Source organism: Streptomyces sp. NPDC088794, from assembly GCF_044750545.1.
Taxonomy (GTDB): domain Bacteria; phylum Actinomycetota; class Actinomycetes; order Streptomycetales; family Streptomycetaceae; genus Streptomyces.
The window spans coordinates 614,344-630,558 of sequence record NZ_JBIVKB010000001.1; the positions used below are offsets into that span (position 1 = coordinate 614,344).

Here is a 16,215-nt window from a genome sequence, read left to right on the forward strand (position 1 = left end):
TCTTCCCCGCTCGGCCAATCCCGTGGGCGGTCATGCCTCGGATGGCCACACACCGACCGCGCCATCGCCTTCAACGACCCGGGAACGGGGCTGTCTTCCCGAGCGCCCGTCCCGATTCCGGGAGTCGGGCGCGACCTGGAGGCGCTACGCGGACGCGTCGGTCCGGTCGAGATGGCGGTGGAGGAACTCGGTGACGATGCCCATCGTGGTGGCCGAGGACCACGGGAGCCCGCTGCCCACGAGTCCGAGGAAGGCGACATCGCCGTGGTTGGCGCCGTTCAGGACGTAGCGGGTGCTGTCGGCCCCGGCGGCGAGCAGCGCCTGGTGCACGTGCTGCGTCTGGGACGGCGAGACCATCACGTCCGCGCTGCCGTGCAGGAGCAGGAACGGCGGGGCCGAAGCGGTCGCGTAGGTGGCCGGATCCGCGGCACGCACGGCGTCGGGGATATCGGAGAACAGCGCATCGGGCTTGCCGAGGTAGGCCGAGAAGTGGGTGGGCTCGTGCCGGTAGTGGAGCTGGGCCTCCTCGTCGAAGTCGTCGGCGATCGCGGAGAGTCGGGAACTGCCGAAGCCGTCGATCACGGCCTGCACCTGTCCCAGGGGTGACGGGTCGGAGCCCTCGGCGAACTCGGCAAGACCGTTCGTCGTCCCCGTGAGCGCCGCCACATGGCCGCCGGCCGACTCCCCCCACACGGCGACCGCGGCGGGGTCGATCCCGAAGTCGTCGGCGTGCAGGCGCAGATGGGCGAGGGCGGCACGGACGTCGTGGATGGTGTCGTGGTAGGTCGCGCCGTCGGGCGTGACACGGTATTCGACGCCGACGACGACGAACCCGGACTCGGCGACATGCCGGCGCAGTTCGAACGCCATGACCTTGTTGCAGCGCAGGAACGCGCCCCCGGGAAGGTAGACGACCAGTGGCAGCCGCTCGTCGGTGGCGGGCCGCACGATGTCGTACTTCAGCTCGCGCGACTCCCCGTCGGGCAGTTCGACGGTCTTGTAGGTGATGTCGTCATGGGTGTCCACCTCGACGGCGCCGAGGGACATCTGCGGATCCGGGTCGATGTCCAGCAGCGTGCTGTCGCCGAGGTCGGGCGGCGAGATACGGGTGGCGATGGGCAGCGGGATCACCGGCGCGGCGGGCATGTCAGGCATGGTCTCTCCGATCGTCATGAACCACCAGAAGTGAAGGTGAATTCAGTTTCATTTATAGAGACACGCTTGTCAACGCGAACACGACAGCGCCCGACGAAGGTGATCGCAGGTGACCCCGGACCCGGTCAGCCGACGGGGGCGGCGTCCCCACGGAATGCCCCGGCCACCACGGGAACCAGCTGCCGCTCGATCTGCTCGGCGGACAGGGCGGCCAGCTCGGCACCGATGGGCGCCAGGGCGAGCCAGTTCAGCAGGCCGGCCGCGCAGCGCGTACGGAAGATCAGCTCCTCCTCGCCGACATCCGGGATGTTCGGGGTCAGCACCCGGAGGGCCATGCGGCGACTGAGGTCGAACTTCTCGTTCAGCCGCTCCCACCCCTGAGGCGGCTCGATGCCGACGCGCGCCACGGTCCGCATCACGGCCAGGTCCTCCCCGCCGGCCGCCAGCGCGCGCATCATCGGCCGGGCGAAGGCGGTCGCCAGGTCCTGGAGTGTCGCGGTGGGGCCGAGGGAGTCCAGGGCCAGCATCTGCGCGTCCAGATACCGCTCCAGCGCGTGCTCGATCGCCGAGTCGCACAGGGCCTTCAATGAACCGAAGTGGTAGCTCACCGCGGCGACGTTGGCTCCGGCGCGATCCGTGATCTCGCGGAGTGTCACGCCCTCCTGGCCTCGTTGCGCGAGCAGTTCCAGGGCGGCCGCCTGCAGGCCGTCCCGCGTGCGCTGACCGGCCTCTCGGCGCAAGTCCGTTTTCTTCACCGATGTCACAATATTAATTCAATCATCCGCTTGAGTTGATTGTCAAGCAATCCCCCACAGTTCAAACAGTCGCTTGACAGGTTGCCTTGCCGTTCATAATCTCAAGCGAGCGTTTGATTTACCAAGACGGACCAGAAACCGATCTGAAGGAACACGTCATGAAGCTGCTCAGCCGGAAGTCGATCACCGCCGCGACCGCGGTAGCTGTCCTGGGTGGTCTCACCATCGCCGCGATGCCGTCACAGGCCGCGAGCCCTGCCCACAACACCGCGGCGACCCATGGCGGTACGGCACCCCCCCCACCCCTGACCGCTCGCGAGCTGGCGAAGCTGCCGCTCACCGACCGGCACCTGACCAAGCACGAGAAGGCCAACCTCGCGGTCGTCCTGCGCGACTACTACGTGGCCGAGGGCAGCCACATCGACGTCCCGACGTTCGTCAACAGCTTCACCAAGGACGGCGTCTTCAACGACATGGTCTCCGGCGTGGCCTACCGCGGGGAGGCGCTCGGCACCGTGCTGCCCTACATGAAGGGCCTCTTCTCCGATGTCCACCGTGAGCTCAAGCGCATCACCGTGAACGGCGACACCATCAGCATCGAGCTGTCGATCCAGGGCACGTTCGACGGGCGGCTCCAGGCGCCGACGGGCGGCTTCGTCAAGGGGAAGGGGCAGAAGGTCGACGCTCCGACCGCCGACTTCTGGTACCTGAAGAACGGCAAGGTCACGACGTTCAACTGCTTCGTCGGCTACTCGAAGATGTACTCCGACATGGGCGTCGACTTCGACTGGGCCTCGGCCGTCGACAAGCACTGACCGCTCCTCCCCGGCGGGTGACGCGCGCAGCCACAGGCCGCGCGTCACCCGCCGGAGCGCTCTGCCGTGGACCGCGGCTTCGCATTCGATCGCGCACCCAAAGACGAAGGAGCACACCGGCATGACCCGGCTCGGAATCGGTCTCCCGCAGAATCGGCAGTACGACCTCGGCAGGGACGTGCCCGACGTGGCACGCGCCGCCGAGGAGATCGGCTACGACAGCCTCTGGGTGTACGAACGCGCCCTGTTCCCCGAACCCGAGACCCAACCCCTGTACGGCGTCCCGGGCCTGCCCTGGCCCGACGCCTACCGGGGCGTGGCCGAGCCGCTGGTCACGCTGACCCTCGCGGCGGCGGCCACCGAACGGGCCGAACTGGGCACCGCCGTGCTGGTCGCCCCACTGCACATCCCCTTCCAGCTCGCCAAGTCCCTGGCCACGCTGGACGCGGCGAGCGGCGGCCGGGTGGTCGCGGGCCTGGGCAGCGGCTGGTCCCTCGACGAGTACGCGGCCGCCGGGGTGCGCCCGTTCGAGGAGCGCGGCAAGGTCATGGACGAGGTGTTCGAGGTGTGCCGGGCGGTGTGGGGCCCGGACCCGGTGGTCCACGAGGACGGCCGGGTCACTCGCATCGCCTCGGCGGTGGTCGGCCCCAAGCCGGCCCGCCCGATCCCGATCCTGGTGCCGGCCAACAGCCCGCGCGCGATGCGCCGGCTCGTCGACCACGCCGACGGCTGGCTGCCGTACGCCGACGGCCCCGCCCAAGTGACCGAGAACTGGCGCCGGTTGCAGGACCTCGCCGCCGAGCGGGGTCGCACCCTGCCCCTGCGCACGGTGGTCCGCGTGAACCCGGACTACACCGCCAAGCGGTACGAGGGCGCGGACCGCAAGCCCTTCCAGGGCGACGTCGAGCAGATCGTCACCGACCTCATGGCGTACGAGGGGATCGGCCTCGACGAGTTCCTGGTCGACCTCTCATGGGCCGCGCGCGACGCGCAGGAACTGAAGGACGTGTCCGCCGAGGTGTACACGGCGGCCAGGGCCGCGGGCTTCTGACCTGTTCCGCCACCGTCTTACCGAATGCGGCTAGGGTGCTGACGGCTCCCGTGGAGGCGTACAGGCAAGGTACGGGTGTCCGGGGGACGGTCATGGTCGCCGAAAGGCGAGTCGGACACGATGGGGGACGCGCGTTGGATCAGCTGACCGGCCGGCCGGCGACATCGGTACTGCCTCCGACGCTGCGCCCGTGGCTCGGGCTGATCGCGGCCCTTTCCGCCCTGGTGGTCGTCGTGCTCGGGGTCATGTACGCGGGCCACGGCGAGTCCGGGACCGTGGACCGGTGGATCATCGCGCCGACGGCCGACAGTCTGCGGCCGCCGTGGCGGCGCGTCGCCCTCGCCCTGGACTTCCTGGGAGAGCCCGTGGGCGCGGGGGTGCTGCTCGCGGTCGCCGTGGCGGGCTGCCTGCTGCTGCGGCGTCCCCGCGCGGCCGTGTTCGTCGTCGCCGGCGCCGCCACGACCGTAGGGGCGGCGACGCTCCTGAAGCACCTGGTGGGACGCACCATCCACGGCCCCGACAACCTGTCCTATCCCAGCGGGCACACCGCCTTCTTCACCGCCCTCGCCCTCATGGCGGCGTTTCTCGCCACCCCACGGCTCGGCCTCGGCAGGACGGCCGGCACGTCACTCGTGCTCATCGCGGCGCTGGCGGCCGGCGCCGCCATGGGATGGGCGCAGGTCGGACTGGGCGCGCACTATCCGACCGACGCCCTCGGCGGCTGGTGCACCGCGCTGGCGGTCGTCCCGGCGACCGCGTGGCTGGTCGACCGGACGGCCGACCGGCTGGGCGAGCGGTCGGACCGCCGAACGGCAGATGCCGGTCGGCAGGCGCGCCACTGACGTCACCTCAGGTCACACCGCGCTGCGGAACACGGGCTTCACCGGTCGCCCGGCAAGCCAGGGAGTGGGATCGGCGGCGTCCAGCGCCTTCCGGTACACCGCGCATGCCTGGGCCACCACGTCGACGGTGCGGTCGATGTCCGCGTCCGTCAGTGCGCTGCTCACCACGAAGGACGGGGCCAGCACTCCGCCGGCCAGGAGCCGGCGCAGGAACAGGGTGCGGTACTGCTGCGACGGCTGCCCGTTCTCGTCGAGAGTGGCGAAGACCAGATTGCTGGCCCGTCCCCGGACGACGACGTGGTCGCCGACGCCCATGCCGGCCGCCGCCTCGCGGACACCGGCCGCCAGCCGTTCGCCGAGGGCGTGCAGCCGCGCGGTGATGCCCTCCTCGACGTAGGTGGCCTGCACGGCCATCGCCGCTGCCAGGGCATGCGTTTCCGCACCGTGCGTGGTGGACAGCAGGAACACCCGCTCACCGGAGTGCCGCAGCCCGCCCCACTCCATCAGCTCCCGGCGCCCGGCCAGAGCGGAGACGGCGAACCCGTTGCCCAGCGCCTTGCCGAACGTGGAGAGGTCGGGGACCACGCCGTACAGGCCCTGGGCGCCCGCCTCGGACCAGCGGAAGCCGGTGATCATCTCGTCGAAGATCAGTACGCAGCCGTACCGGTCGGCCAGCTCGCGCAGGCCGGCGAGGTATCCGGGCGGTGGCTCGGTGTGGGCGGCGGGTTCGAGGATCAGACAGGCGATCTCGCCGTCGTACCGGGTGAGCAGATCCTCCGTGGCGGCCAGGTCCCCGTACGGGAACGCCACGGTGAGATCCGTGGTCGCCGCCGGGATGCCCGCCGACATCGGCGTGGTGCCGATGAACCAGTCGTCCACGGAGAAGAACGGGTGGTCCCCGCAGATGGCCACCCGCAGGCGCCCGGTGACGGCGCGGGCGAGCCGTATCGCCGCGGTGGTGGCGTCGGAGCCGTTCTTCGCGAACTTCACCATCTCGGCCGTCGGCACCGTGGCCAGGAAGCGTTCCGCGGCCTCGACCTCCACGATGGACGGCCGGACGAAGTTGCTGCCGCGGTCGAGTTCCCGCCGCACCGCCTCGACCACGCGCGGGTGGGCGTGGCCGAGGCTGACCGACCGCAGGCCGGAGCCGTACTCGATGTAGCGATTGCCGTCGACGTCCCACACGTGGGCACCGCTGCCGTGGCTGATGACGGGGGCCAGGTTCTCGGGGTACTGGTCGTCGCCCTTGGCGTAGGTGTGCGCACCCCCGGGGATCATGGCGTGCAGCCGCTCGTTGGCTGTCCGCGACAGGGGCAGGTGGAACTCTTCGGTGTCCACGGGGACCTCAACTTTCTCTGTGCTTCAGGACCTCGGCGAGACTCGGCGCCGCGCGGTCCCGCTGGGACATCAGTGCAGCCGGCAGCGGCCAGGGAATGGCCAGTTCCGGGTCGTCGTAGGCGATGGTCACGTCCTCGGCCGGATCGTGCGGGCGGTCGATCCGGTACGAGGTGTCGGCGGTGTCGGTGAGTGCCTGAAAACCGTGCGCGCATCCCGCGGGAATGTAAAGAGTTGGCTGTGATTCTCCTGTGAGTTCAAAGGAAATCCAATGGCGGAAGGTCGGGGAATCCGGCCGCAGGTCCACCACGACGTCGAAGATCCGCCCGTACGAGCACCGAACCAACTTGGCCTCGCCGGCGCCGGAGCGCAGGTGCAGACCGCGCACCACGCCCCGGACCGAGCGGGACACGCTGTCCTGGACGAAGGCGTGCGGGTCGAGGCCCACCGAGCGGACCACGTCGGCGTCGAAGGTGCGGCAGAAGAAGCCGCGTTCGTCGGCGTACGGCGTCGGCTCGAACAGGAACGCGCCTGCTATCTCCGGAACTTCGGTCGCTTTCATGGAGACTCCTGCCGAGCGTGGACGTGGGTGCGGTCGGCCGCCGGGAACAGGGCCGCGGTCAAGTCGGCGAACTGGCGGTCGAGTTGGTGGGCGGCGTCCCGGTTCCGCTCGACGAGCGTCTGCCGCAGCTCGGGCGATCGCTTCTCCAGCGCCCGGAATTGCTCCAGCAACCGGTCGGCGTCGACCTCGCGGGCCGGGTGGCAGAACGCGCCGAGACCCATCCGGTCCATGAGCGCGTCACTCTTCGCCGCGTAGCTGAGCGCGAGCACCGGCGTTCCGGTCTTCAGCGCGCAGATGAGGTTGTGGTACCTGACTGCCACCACGGTGTCGGCGGCCGTCATCTCCTTCATCAGGTCGTCCAGGGAGGTCGGTTCGGCCGCGGTGACGAGCGGTGAGTCCACCGCGTCGAGGATGGCGGCGACCACCGTCGCGTCGCACCGGTCGCCGGTGAGCAGCCGGACCGTCCTGCCCTCCTCGACCAGGGTGCGGACGAACCGGATCGTGCCGTCGAGATAGCGGCCGTGGATCTCGTCGGCGCGGGCGCGGTCGTCGTTGCCGCCGTGGAAGTCCATGACGCCGACGCAGACCGTGCCCGGTGCGTCCGAGGGCGCGTTCGCGGGTGGTGACGGGAGGGAGAAGGCGAGGTCCGGGTAGACCTCGTCGCGCGCGGTGTTGACGCCCATCGCCCGCATCGCGTCCCGGGACTGGGCATCCCGGTAGGAGCGGTAGGCGGCCAGGCGGCCCGACCAGCGGACCAGGGCGCGGGTGGGCCGGTTGCGGATCTCGGCGGCGCCGACACTGACCAGGGCGACCTTTGTCCGCGTCAGCTTCCCGCTCGCGCAGAGCAGGAACAGGGAGTACGGGAAGCCCCAGGGCCGCAGCGGCAGGGTGGCTTCCAGGACGCCCATGCCCGGCACGATCACCACGTCGTGGCGGCGCACCCAGGCGGCGGTGCGGAAGACGTCGACGAACTTCCCCAGACCCTTCGCCGCGATCGAGCCCAGGCGGGACGCGGTGCGGTACTCGGCGCGGTTCCAGTGCAGTCGCGTGGCGGGGATCCCGAACCGGGCCGTCACGGCCTGGGGTCCGCCGCACAGCGCGTCCACGGCCGCGTCCGGATGGTCTCTGCGGAGGTATCCGAGGACGGCTTCGAGCGACCCGTCGTTGCCGAGGTTGCCGGAACCGAGGAGGCCGAACACGCCCACGCGCACCGGGTGTTGGGGCGCGGACGTCATGCGTGCCTCCCTTCGCGGCCGGCGACGAGGGCGTCCACGGAGACCGTGAGCTGGGCCGGGTCGACCGGGGCGCGGTCCTCGACCCGCTCGCCGGCGCCCGGCCGCACCCGGCTGGTCATCCACGCGGCCAGGTGGCCGTAGCAGGCACGCCGGTCGGCCGGGGAGATCGGCGCCCGCCGGATCGCGGAGGCGAAGCCCCAGACGTACTCGGCGAGTAGTCTGGGCGTCGGGTGCAGCAGACCTGCCCGGCGCGGGTCCAGGTTGACGCACCGGGAACGCTTGGACGGGTTGGCCCGCTCGGCGCGGTTGGGGTGGTCGCGGCGGAAGTAGAGCAGTTCCGGCACCTGGTGGAAGCGTCCGTGCAGGGTGATCTCGGCGACGTACGTACGGTCCGCGTGGTGGTAGCTGTCCATCGGTTTCACCCGGCGCAGCACGTCGGTCCGCATCACTCCGTAGAAGTCGTCGCCGCCCGGCTCGAACAGCAGGCTGCGGAAGCGCTCCGGGGCGTGCGGCGAGCCGGTGGCGAGCGTGTACTCGTAGGGCACCGTCACCTGGCCGTCGCCGTCGATGACGGCCTGGTCGGTGTGCGCGAGGATGACGTCGGGCCGCTCGTCCAGTGCTTCTATGCAGCGCGTCAGCAGGTCGCGGCCGTAGAGGTCGTCGTGCGAGGCCCACTTGAAGAGCTCGCCGCGGGACTCGTCGAGCACATGGTTGTGGTTCGGGGTGGCGCCGATGTTGCGGGGCAGCCGGAGGTAGCGGATGCGGGAGTCCTGGGCGGCGTACTTGCGGCAGACGGCCTCGGTGCCGTCGGTCGAGGCGTTGTCGGAGACGACCAGTTCGAAGTCCTCGTAGGTCTGGCCGAGCAGCGCGTCGAACGACTCGGCCAGGTACTCCTCGCCGTTGTAGACGGGCAGGCCGATGCTCAGCCTGGGTCGGTCGGTCATGAGGTCCTCACTTCGGGGATGGGTTCGCGGTGGCGCTCGCGCAGGGCGGAGCGCAGTTGCAGCCACCACACGGCCGAGCCGCTGATGGTCGCGGCGGCGACGCCCCAGGCCGAACCGGACGTACCGCCGAGGGCCGCGCCGCCGAGTCCGCCGCCGACGTAGCAGGCGGAGGCGAACAGCTGGCAGCGCAGGCTGCGGCGGGCGGCGCCGAGCGCGCGCAGTCCGGCCGCCGCGCCGGTGCCGAGACCCGCGCCCGCGACGCTGAGGGTGATCTGCACGAGGAGATGCGAGGAGGAGTGCCAGACGTCGCCGAGCGCCAACTCGCCCAGCCTGCCCGGCATCAGCAGCAGCGCCGCGCCCCAGAGCAGCGCGCCGGTGGCCTGTCCCCCGCCGAGGAAGAGGCAGAACCTGCCCAGTCGGTGCGGGGCCTGCCGCAGCACGCGGGCCGCCTCGGGGACGGTGACCAGCGACAGCCCCATCAGTACGGCGAGGAAGGGGCCCATGAGGAGTTCGGCGCCGCGCACCGCGCCCACCGCGCTCACTCCGACGATGGCGCCGAGCCCGTACGCCCGCACCTGGCTGGCGCCGCTGAGGCTGACGTTCTCGACCAGGTACCGGTAGCCGAGATCGCGCTGCTCGCGCAGCCAGCCGCGTGCCTCGGCCGGCCGGGGCCGGATGCCGGACTGGAGGTAGCCGTACGCCGCGGCGACGGTGGCGGACGCGCCCCAGGCGAGCACGAAGGCGGCCACGGTGTCCACGTGGGCCGCCACCACCATGGCCGGGACGAGCGCGACGCCCCAGACGACGTCGTTGACGAACGCCTTGCGCCCGGCGCCGGCGGCGAAGAACGAGAACCGCCAGGCGTCCTGGAGCAACAGTCCCGGCAGCATGACGCCGAGGGCCACGAACGCGGGCCCCACCCGGCCGCCGAGGCCGAGCCCGGCCGCCAGGCAGACCACGCCGAGGGCCGCGCCGACGCCGAGCGCGGTGCCCGTCGACCGGGCCACCGCCCCGCGCCAGGACGCCTCCGGCACGCCGCTGAAGCGCACCACGAGCGGGTCGGTGGCAAGGCCCCGGGAGACGTTGAGGACCACGCCGTAGGTCACCCAGGCGAGGCTGAACACGCCGAACGCGGTCACGCCCAGCGAGCGGGCCACGTAGATGCCCACCGCGAAGTTGCTGATGCTGGAGGCCGCCTGGTCGGCCAGTCCCCAGGACAGCCGGCCGACCAGGGCCCGCTTGGCGGACCCGGCCGGTGCTGTCGTCTTCTCCCCCGGGACGGTCATGGGCGTCATTCCTTGACCAGGTCGGCACCGCGCAGGGCGTCGGCCGCGGCGGCGACGGTGTCGAACGGCAGCCCGGACCGCTCGGCGACATCCAGCAGGCTGTGCTCGCCGTCGGAGAGGTTGAGCACCCAGAGCATGGCCATCTGGGCCTGCTTGGTGTCACTGCGGCCACCGAGCGCGTCGTACAGCCCGCGCCGGCCCAACTGCGGTTCGCCGTAGGGGCTGAGGTTCACGTACCGCCGGTTGCGGTCGAGAACGGCGAACGCCTCGCGGCAGACGGCGAGGGTGTCCGCCATGGCCTCCGGGGAGACGAAGTCCGGGTTGTCCGCCGAGGTGTGGTACTCGGGGTAGCCGGCGTACGGGGTGCGGGTGAGGGAGCCCACGCCCAGATTGAAGCCGGGCGAGCAGTACTGCCGCTCGTCGTAGCCGTACGGGGTGAACTCGGTGATGCTGTGCGGCCGTTCGGACGCGGCCAGCACGTGCCGCAGCACTCGGTCGATCTCGGCGTCGCCACGCCTGCTCCGCTTGTACGTCAACTGTCCACGGTCCCCCGCACAGGCCAGCACGAGGCCGTGCTTGACCCGATCCACCCGCTCCGCGTTGCGGGCCAGCCAGGTGATCGCCCCGATGGTGCCGGGCGCGAAGATGAACCGGTAGGTGTAGTACGGCGTTTCACGCGCCAGCTGCCGGGCGAGGAACGTCGCCACCGCGATGCCGGCGAGGTTGTCGTTGGCCAGCGACGGGTGACAGGTGTGGCAGGAGACGATCACCTCGTCGGCCACCTGTCCGGGGACCACGTGCTCGGCGTAGGTGAGGTGGCCGTCCGCGAGGGTGGAGTCGATCCGCACCTCGTAGTCGCCCTCGGGCAGCCCGTCCAGGGTCTCCTGCGCCAGGCAGAAACCCCACTCCGGCTTGTAGTAACTCGTGCGGTACGGAACCCAGTTCGGGTGATCCGGCAGGGTGTGCAGGTGTGCGCGCAGCTCGGCGAGCGGCATGGTCGCCGACACGGGCACGCTGTAGCCGAGCACGTGCAGGCTGGACTCGGCGAAGTCGACGACCCGTCGGCCCGTGCTGTCGGCGATGTACGCGTCCCGGATGTTCCATTCCTGCGGCACCGTCCAGTCGAGCACCTGCGTCCCGGTCGGCACTTCGTGCACCTCCAGCGGGATGTACTCGCCGACGATGTCCAGGGTGGCGCGCACACCGTCGCCGGTGATGCTCCGGCAGAGCGGGTACAGCCGCTCCACCAGACCGTGCATTTCCTCGCCCGGCTCGGTCATCGGCGCCACCGCAGGGTGTCGTCGACGGTGCCGGCCTCGGAGGCCGCCTTGAGCACGGCGAGGCGGGTGAAGCGCTGCTCGAAGTCCTCCCGGGTCAGGTCGAACTTCCGGTAGGCGTCGGCGAGTTCGAGGGCGCCCTGCTTGACCGTCCACTCACAGTCGAAGTCGGGGATGGCGGTGCGGAAGCGGGAGAAGTCCACGCGGTACGACCGCGGGTCGGCGCCGTTCTCCCCGGTGATGACGACCTTCGCGCCGGACACCGCCTCGGCGACCTGCTCGGCGATCTCGGCGACCGTGACGTTGTTGATCTCGCTGCCGATGTTGAAGGCCCGGTCGTGGACCGCCTCGCGCGGCGCGGTGAGCGCGGCCGTGAAGGCGCGGGCGATGTCGGCGGCGTGCACCAGCGGGCGCCAGGGGGTGCCGTCGGAGAGGACCAGCACCTCGCCGGAGAGCAGCGCGTGGCCGACCAGGTTGTTGAGGACGATGTCGGCGCGCAGCCGGGGCGAGTAGCCGAAGGCGGTGGCGTTGCGCATGAACACCGGGGTGAAGTCGTCGTCGGCGAGCGCGTGCACGTCGTCCTCGACCCGCACCTTCGACTCCGCGTACGGCGTCACGGGGCGCAGCGGGGCGTCCTCGGTGACCAGGTCGTCGCCGCCGGAGGCGCCGTAGACGGAGCAGGTCGACGCGTACAGGAAGCGCCCGACTCCCGCGTCGCGGGCCAGCTTTGCCAGTCGTACGGACGCGTGGTGGTTGATGTCGTAGGTGAGTTCCGGGGCCAGCGAGCCGAGCGGGTCGTTGGAGAGCGCGGCCAGGTGGATCACCGCGTCGAACCCGGCCACGTGCTCGGCGGTGAGGTCGCGCAGGTCCACCCGCACGCCGGGCGGGTCGGCGGGCTGCGGGCCGAGGACGGAGTCGGCGAAGAGGCCGGAGTCGAGGCCGGCGACCTCGTGTCCCGCGGCGGTGAGGACGGGTGCCATCACGGTGCCCAGATATCCCTGGTGTCCGGTCAGTAGTACGCGCAAGGTGTTCAACCCCCCAGGTTGAGCGTGAGTTTGGTGACGGCGAAGGCCTCGGCGTAGCGCGCGTGGCATTCGATTCCGCGGATCCGGGCGAGGCCGAGGAAGGCCTCCCGGTCGTACCACGGGCGGTGGCGCTGCGAGGGGTAGTGCTCCTGCAGCAGCCGTACCTTCTGTTCGGCGGTCTCGGTCTCCAGCGGCTGGTAGGCCGCAGGGCGGCCGAGGTCGCCGTCCCACTTGGCGATCTCGTAGCCGAGCACGAGGTGGTCACGGAACGCCGTGGTCATCAACTGCGCCAGGCCGCGGTGGTCCTGGTGGGCGTCGTCGGTGCGCGGCGCGAGGACCAGCTCCGGCTCGGTCTGGGCGCGGAGTTCTTCGACCGCTTCCTTGGCCTCCTCCCAGTGCGCGGGCAGGCGGCCGTCCGGCAGCTTGTGCGCGGTCAGGCGCAGGTCGGCGCCCGGGCAGAAGGCGGTGAGCGCGGCCTGTTCCTCCTGCTCGCGCTCGCTGCCGCCGCCGGAGAGCACCAGCGCGTCGACGCGGATGCCGGGCCGCGCCTGGCACAGCGTCAGCAGGGTGCCGCCGGCGCCGATGGCGATGTCGTCGCAGTGGGCGCCCACCGCCACGATCCGGTCCAGAGGACCGGCTCCGAGCCTGATCACGCACGCACCCCCGCGCTGTCCCGCTCCCACACGGCCCACGGACGGTCGCCCCGCGCGTAGGCCTCGTCGAGCGCGGCCCGCTCCTTCACGGTGTCCGTCGGCTTCCAGAAGCCGCGGTGCTGATGCGCCACCAGCCGCCCCTGCTTGGCCAGTTGGGCACACCCGTCGGCGACCAGGTCGCCGTTCTCCGGTATGTGGTCGAAGACCTCCTGGCGGAGCACGAAATAACCGCCGTTCTCCCACAGCGGCATGTCGCTCACCGCGGTGATGCCGCCCACCAGGCCGTCCTCGCCCAACTCCACGCAGTGGAAGGAGGACTGGGGCGGTACGACCATCATGGAGGCGCCCGCGTCGCGCTGGGCGAACTTGTCGATCATCTCCGGCAGCGGGGCGTCGGTCAGCACGTCGGCGTAGTTGGCGAGGAACATCTCGTCGCCGTCCAGGTGATCCCGCACCCGGCGCAGCCGCTCCCCGATCGGCGACTCGATGCCGGTCTGGGCGAAGGTGATCGTCCAGTCGGCGATGTCGGTGGAGAGCAACTCGGTCTGCCCGCCGCGCAGGACGAAGTCGTTGGAGGCGGTCTCCTCGTAGTTGAGGAAGAAGTTCTTGATGTGGTGGGCGCCGTAGCCGAGGCACAGGATGAACTCCTTGTGCCCGAAGTGCGCGTAGTAGCGCATGACATGCCAGATCAGGGGTCTGGGCCCGACCATCGCCATGGGCTTGGGTACGTCGTCGGAGGTTCCGTTGCGCATGCGCATCCCGTAACCGCCGCAGAACAGGACGACCTTCATGCTGTGACCTCTTTCGACTGCGCCGCCTCGACGATGCTCAGTTCCGGGATGGGAAAGACGAGCCGGCCGCCCCACTCGTGCACGTAGGACAGCTGCTCGACCAGTTCGGCCCGCAGGTTCCACGGGAGGACGAGGACGTAGTCCGGCTTGTCGGCCGCTATCTGCTCGGGCGACAGGATCGGGATGCGGGTGCCGGGGGTGAACCGGCCGTGCTTGTACGGGTTGCGGTCGACCGTGTAGGCGAGCAGGTCGGGGCGGATGCCGCAGTGATTGAGCAGGGTGTTGCCCTTGCCGGGGGCGCCGTAGCCGACCACCGTCTCGCCGCGCTCGGCCGCGTCGATGAGGAACCGCAGCAGGTCCCGGCGCACCTTGGCGACCCGGGCGGAGAACTCGGTGTACCCGGCCAACTCCTGGAGCCCGGCGGCCTTTTCGCGGGCCAGTACGTCGGCCACCCGCTGCGAGGGCTCCCCCGCGACCTCGGCCGGGCGGGACCACAGCCGGATGGAGCCGCCGTGCGTGGGCAGCAACTCGACGTCCACCAGCGTGAGTCCGCCGCTGGCGAGGGCCCGGATCGCGGAGGCGACCGTGTAGTACTGGAAGTGCTCGTGGTAGATCGTGTCGTACTGGTTGTCCTCGATCAGGGTGAGCAGGTGCTGCACCTCGATGGAGACCCAGCCGTCGTCGGCGACCAGGGCGCGCAGTCCCTGGGTGAAGCCGACCACGTCGGGGATGTGCGCGTACACGTTGTTGGCGACGACCAGGTCGGCCGGGCCGTGCTCGGCGCGGACGGTCGCGCCGGTGTCGGGGCTCAGGAAGTCCGTGAACGTGGGCACACCCGCTTCCCGCGCGGCGGCGCCGACGTTCACCGAGGGCTCGATGCCCAGGCAGCGGATCCCCCGGTCCACCACGTGCCGCAGCAGGTAGCCGTCGTTGCTCGCGACCTCGACCACGAAGGAGTCGGTGCCGAGGCCGAGGCGGTCCACCGCGCCGTCGACGAAGGTGCGCGCGTGCTGCACCCAGGAGGTCGAGTACGAGGAGAAGTACGCGTACTCCTTGAACGTCTCCTCCGGCGTGATCAGCGGCGGTATCTGCGCCAGCCAGCAGTCGGTGCAGACCCGCAGATGAAGCGGGTACGCCGGTTCCGGCAGGTCCAGTTGATCGGCGGCGAGAAAGCTCTCGCACGGCGGTGTCGCCCCGAGGTCGACGACGCTCGCCGTCGCCTCCGAGCCGCAGAGTCGGCATCGTGTCATGTGCTGTCCCCATCCCCCCTGCCCGCGTGGGTGTTCCCACCGGGAGCCGGTGCTGACCGTCCCGCGATCGCGGTGCGGTACTCCTCCAGCAGGCGCTCCAGGCCGACGGCCGGGCTGAATCCCTGCTCGTAGCGGCGCCGGGCCGCCTCGCCCATCTCCCGGTTGCGGTCCGGGTCGGCGGCGATCCGGCGGATGCCGGACGCGAGCGAGGCAGCGTCGCCGGGCCGGTGCAGCAGCCCGGTGACGCCGTCCTCGACGAGTTCGACGAAGGCGCCGTGACCGGCGGCGACGGTCGGCACCCCGGCCGCCATCGCCTCCACGACCACCAGGCCGAACGCCTCCAGCCAGGTCGAGGGCGCGATCACGGCGACCGACCGCGCGATGGCCTTGCGGCACTCCGCCGGGTCCAGCAGGCCGACGTAGCGCACGTCGTCGCGGCCCGCCGCCCAGGCGGTGACCTCTTTCTCCAGCGGCCCGGTACCGGCGATCGCGAGCGGGACGCCCACACCGCCGCTCGCCGCGAGCTCGTCCCACGCGGCCATGAGCAGCCGTACGCCCTTGGCCTCCGCGAGCCGGCCGAGATAGAGCACCTGCTCGCCCTCACCCTCCCGGCGGATGTCGGGTTCGGGGACGAAGTTGTGCTTCACCGCGAGGCGTTCGGCCGGCATGCCGGAACTCACCAGGACGTCGCGCTGGGCGGCGGAGATGCACAGGAAGCGCTCCACGCCGGTCCACCAGCGCTTCCGGTTGACCGAGAGGCTGACCGCGAGCGGCACGGTCGCGAGGCTGGAGTTGCGGTAGCAGCCGTGCCGGACGGCGGGCAGCGGGGTCGAGCCGACGCACTCGGTGCACGGGCGGCCGTCCCGCTGGAGGGTGCCGGGCGGGCAGACCTGGGTGTAGTTGTGCAGCGTGGCGACGGCGGGCACTCCGGCGTCGGCGCACGCGGCGAGGACCGCGGGCGACAGGAGCGGGAACACGTTGTGGACGTGCACCACGTCCGGCCGCTCGGCGCGCAGTGTGGCGGCCAACTCCTTGCGCACGGCCGGATTCCACGGCACCAGGAGCGGCACCGCGACCTTGCCGAGGAGGGAACGGGCGCCGATGTCGTCGCTGCGCCGCTCGAACAGCTCGACCCGGTGACCGGCCGCGCGCAGCAGCTCCACCTCCTGGTCGACGACGTTGTTCTCCCCGCTCGGCTGCGCCGAGTTGTAGCGGTTGTGCACCACGAGGACGTGCATG

At 71.0% G+C, this 16,215-nt stretch carries 16 protein-coding genes; 3 read left to right on the forward strand and 13 right to left on the reverse strand.

The genetic code is table 11. The features are described from left to right. Positions 1 to 144: 144 nt before the first annotated feature. Both ACIP6U_RS02810 and ACIP6U_RS02815 read right to left on the reverse strand, forming a co-directional pair. Positions 145 to 1,155: an alpha/beta hydrolase fold domain-containing protein gene (locus ACIP6U_RS02810; protein ID WP_401711911.1), complete on the reverse strand. Its 1,011-nt coding sequence runs from the start codon at positions 1,153 to 1,155 to the stop codon at positions 145 to 147. Positions 1,156 to 1,280: 125 nt separating this feature from the next. Further along, positions 1,281 to 1,910 carry a TetR/AcrR family transcriptional regulator gene (locus ACIP6U_RS02815; protein ID WP_401711914.1) on the reverse strand — a complete coding sequence of 210 codons (630 nt, stop codon included), beginning with the start codon at positions 1,908 to 1,910 and terminating at the stop codon, positions 1,281 to 1,283. Between the two features lie 158 nt (positions 1,911 to 2,068). Here ACIP6U_RS02815 and ACIP6U_RS02820 point away from each other — a divergent pair, with 158 nt between their 5' ends. The 3 genes from ACIP6U_RS02820 to ACIP6U_RS02830 all read left to right on the forward strand — a co-directional run bounded on the left by ACIP6U_RS02820 (position 2,069) and on the right by ACIP6U_RS02830 (position 4,618). Continuing rightward, on the forward strand, positions 2,069 to 2,725 hold the full coding sequence (locus tag ACIP6U_RS02820) for a nuclear transport factor 2 family protein (RefSeq protein ID WP_401711916.1): 657 nt from the start codon (positions 2,069 to 2,071) through the stop codon (positions 2,723 to 2,725). A gap of 121 nt (positions 2,726 to 2,846) precedes the next feature. Further along, the gene (locus ACIP6U_RS02825) at positions 2,847 to 3,776 is read left to right on the forward strand and encodes an LLM class F420-dependent oxidoreductase (protein WP_401711918.1); all 930 of its coding nucleotides are present in this window, start codon (positions 2,847 to 2,849) and stop codon (positions 3,774 to 3,776) included. Between the two features lie 143 nt (positions 3,777 to 3,919). Beyond that, on the forward strand, positions 3,920 to 4,618 hold the full coding sequence (locus ACIP6U_RS02830) for a phosphatase PAP2 family protein (protein WP_401712904.1): 699 nt from the start codon (positions 3,920 to 3,922) through the stop codon (positions 4,616 to 4,618). 12 nt (positions 4,619 to 4,630) lie between these two features. Here the strand turns inward: ACIP6U_RS02830 and ACIP6U_RS02835 are convergent, their stop codons facing one another. From ACIP6U_RS02835 to ACIP6U_RS02885, 11 genes are read right to left on the reverse strand one after another with little or no spacing between them, the layout of a single operon-like run. Further along, the gene (locus ACIP6U_RS02835) at positions 4,631 to 5,956 is read right to left on the reverse strand and encodes a glutamate-1-semialdehyde 2,1-aminomutase (RefSeq protein ID WP_401711921.1); all 1,326 of its coding nucleotides are present in this window, start codon (positions 5,954 to 5,956) and stop codon (positions 4,631 to 4,633) included. A gap of 7 nt (positions 5,957 to 5,963) precedes the next feature. Beyond that, on the reverse strand, positions 5,964 to 6,515 hold the full coding sequence (rfbC, locus tag ACIP6U_RS02840) for a dTDP-4-dehydrorhamnose 3,5-epimerase (RefSeq protein WP_401711924.1): 552 nt from the start codon (positions 6,513 to 6,515) through the stop codon (positions 5,964 to 5,966). Further along, positions 6,512 to 7,750 (reverse strand): polysaccharide pyruvyl transferase family protein, encoded by a 1,239-nt coding sequence (locus ACIP6U_RS02845; protein ID WP_401711927.1) that lies wholly within the window; start codon positions 7,748 to 7,750, stop codon positions 6,512 to 6,514. The genes rfbC and ACIP6U_RS02845 overlap by 4 nt, the downstream gene beginning before the upstream one ends. Next, entirely contained in the window at positions 7,747 to 8,694 is a 948-nt protein-coding gene (locus ACIP6U_RS02850; RefSeq protein ID WP_401711929.1) for a glycosyltransferase family 2 protein, read from the reverse strand. Before ACIP6U_RS02850 ends, ACIP6U_RS02845 begins: the two co-directional genes overlap by 4 nt. Continuing rightward, a complete protein-coding gene (locus ACIP6U_RS02855) occupies positions 8,691 to 9,989 on the reverse strand; it encodes a hypothetical protein (RefSeq protein ID WP_401711932.1) in 1,299 nt (432 codons plus the stop codon). Before ACIP6U_RS02855 ends, ACIP6U_RS02850 begins: the two co-directional genes overlap by 4 nt. After that, positions 9,986 to 11,269: a DUF4910 domain-containing protein gene (locus ACIP6U_RS02860; RefSeq protein ID WP_401711934.1), complete on the reverse strand. Its 1,284-nt coding sequence runs from the start codon at positions 11,267 to 11,269 to the stop codon at positions 9,986 to 9,988. The genes ACIP6U_RS02855 and ACIP6U_RS02860 overlap by 4 nt, the downstream gene beginning before the upstream one ends. Next, positions 11,257 to 12,282 carry an NAD-dependent epimerase/dehydratase family protein gene (locus ACIP6U_RS02865; protein WP_399123257.1) on the reverse strand — a complete coding sequence of 342 codons (1,026 nt, stop codon included), beginning with the start codon at positions 12,280 to 12,282 and terminating at the stop codon, positions 11,257 to 11,259. Before ACIP6U_RS02865 ends, ACIP6U_RS02860 begins: the two co-directional genes overlap by 13 nt. 5 nt (positions 12,283 to 12,287) lie before the next feature. Then, complete coding sequence (locus tag ACIP6U_RS02870; protein WP_401711937.1) at positions 12,288 to 12,935, reverse strand: PIG-L deacetylase family protein; 648 nt, start codon at positions 12,933 to 12,935, stop codon at positions 12,288 to 12,290. Continuing rightward, positions 12,932 to 13,726, reverse strand: coding sequence for a sugar phosphate nucleotidyltransferase (locus ACIP6U_RS02875; protein ID WP_401711939.1), 795 nt, complete (start codon positions 13,724 to 13,726; stop codon positions 12,932 to 12,934). Before ACIP6U_RS02875 ends, ACIP6U_RS02870 begins: the two co-directional genes overlap by 4 nt. Continuing rightward, positions 13,723 to 14,976, reverse strand: coding sequence for a class I SAM-dependent methyltransferase (locus ACIP6U_RS02880; RefSeq protein WP_401711942.1), 1,254 nt, complete (start codon positions 14,974 to 14,976; stop codon positions 13,723 to 13,725). Before ACIP6U_RS02880 ends, ACIP6U_RS02875 begins: the two co-directional genes overlap by 4 nt. After that, complete coding sequence (locus ACIP6U_RS02885) at positions 14,973 to 16,214, reverse strand: glycosyltransferase family 4 protein (RefSeq protein ID WP_401711945.1); 1,242 nt, start codon at positions 16,212 to 16,214, stop codon at positions 14,973 to 14,975. The genes ACIP6U_RS02880 and ACIP6U_RS02885 overlap by 4 nt, the downstream gene beginning before the upstream one ends. Position 16,215 lies beyond the last annotated feature (1 nt).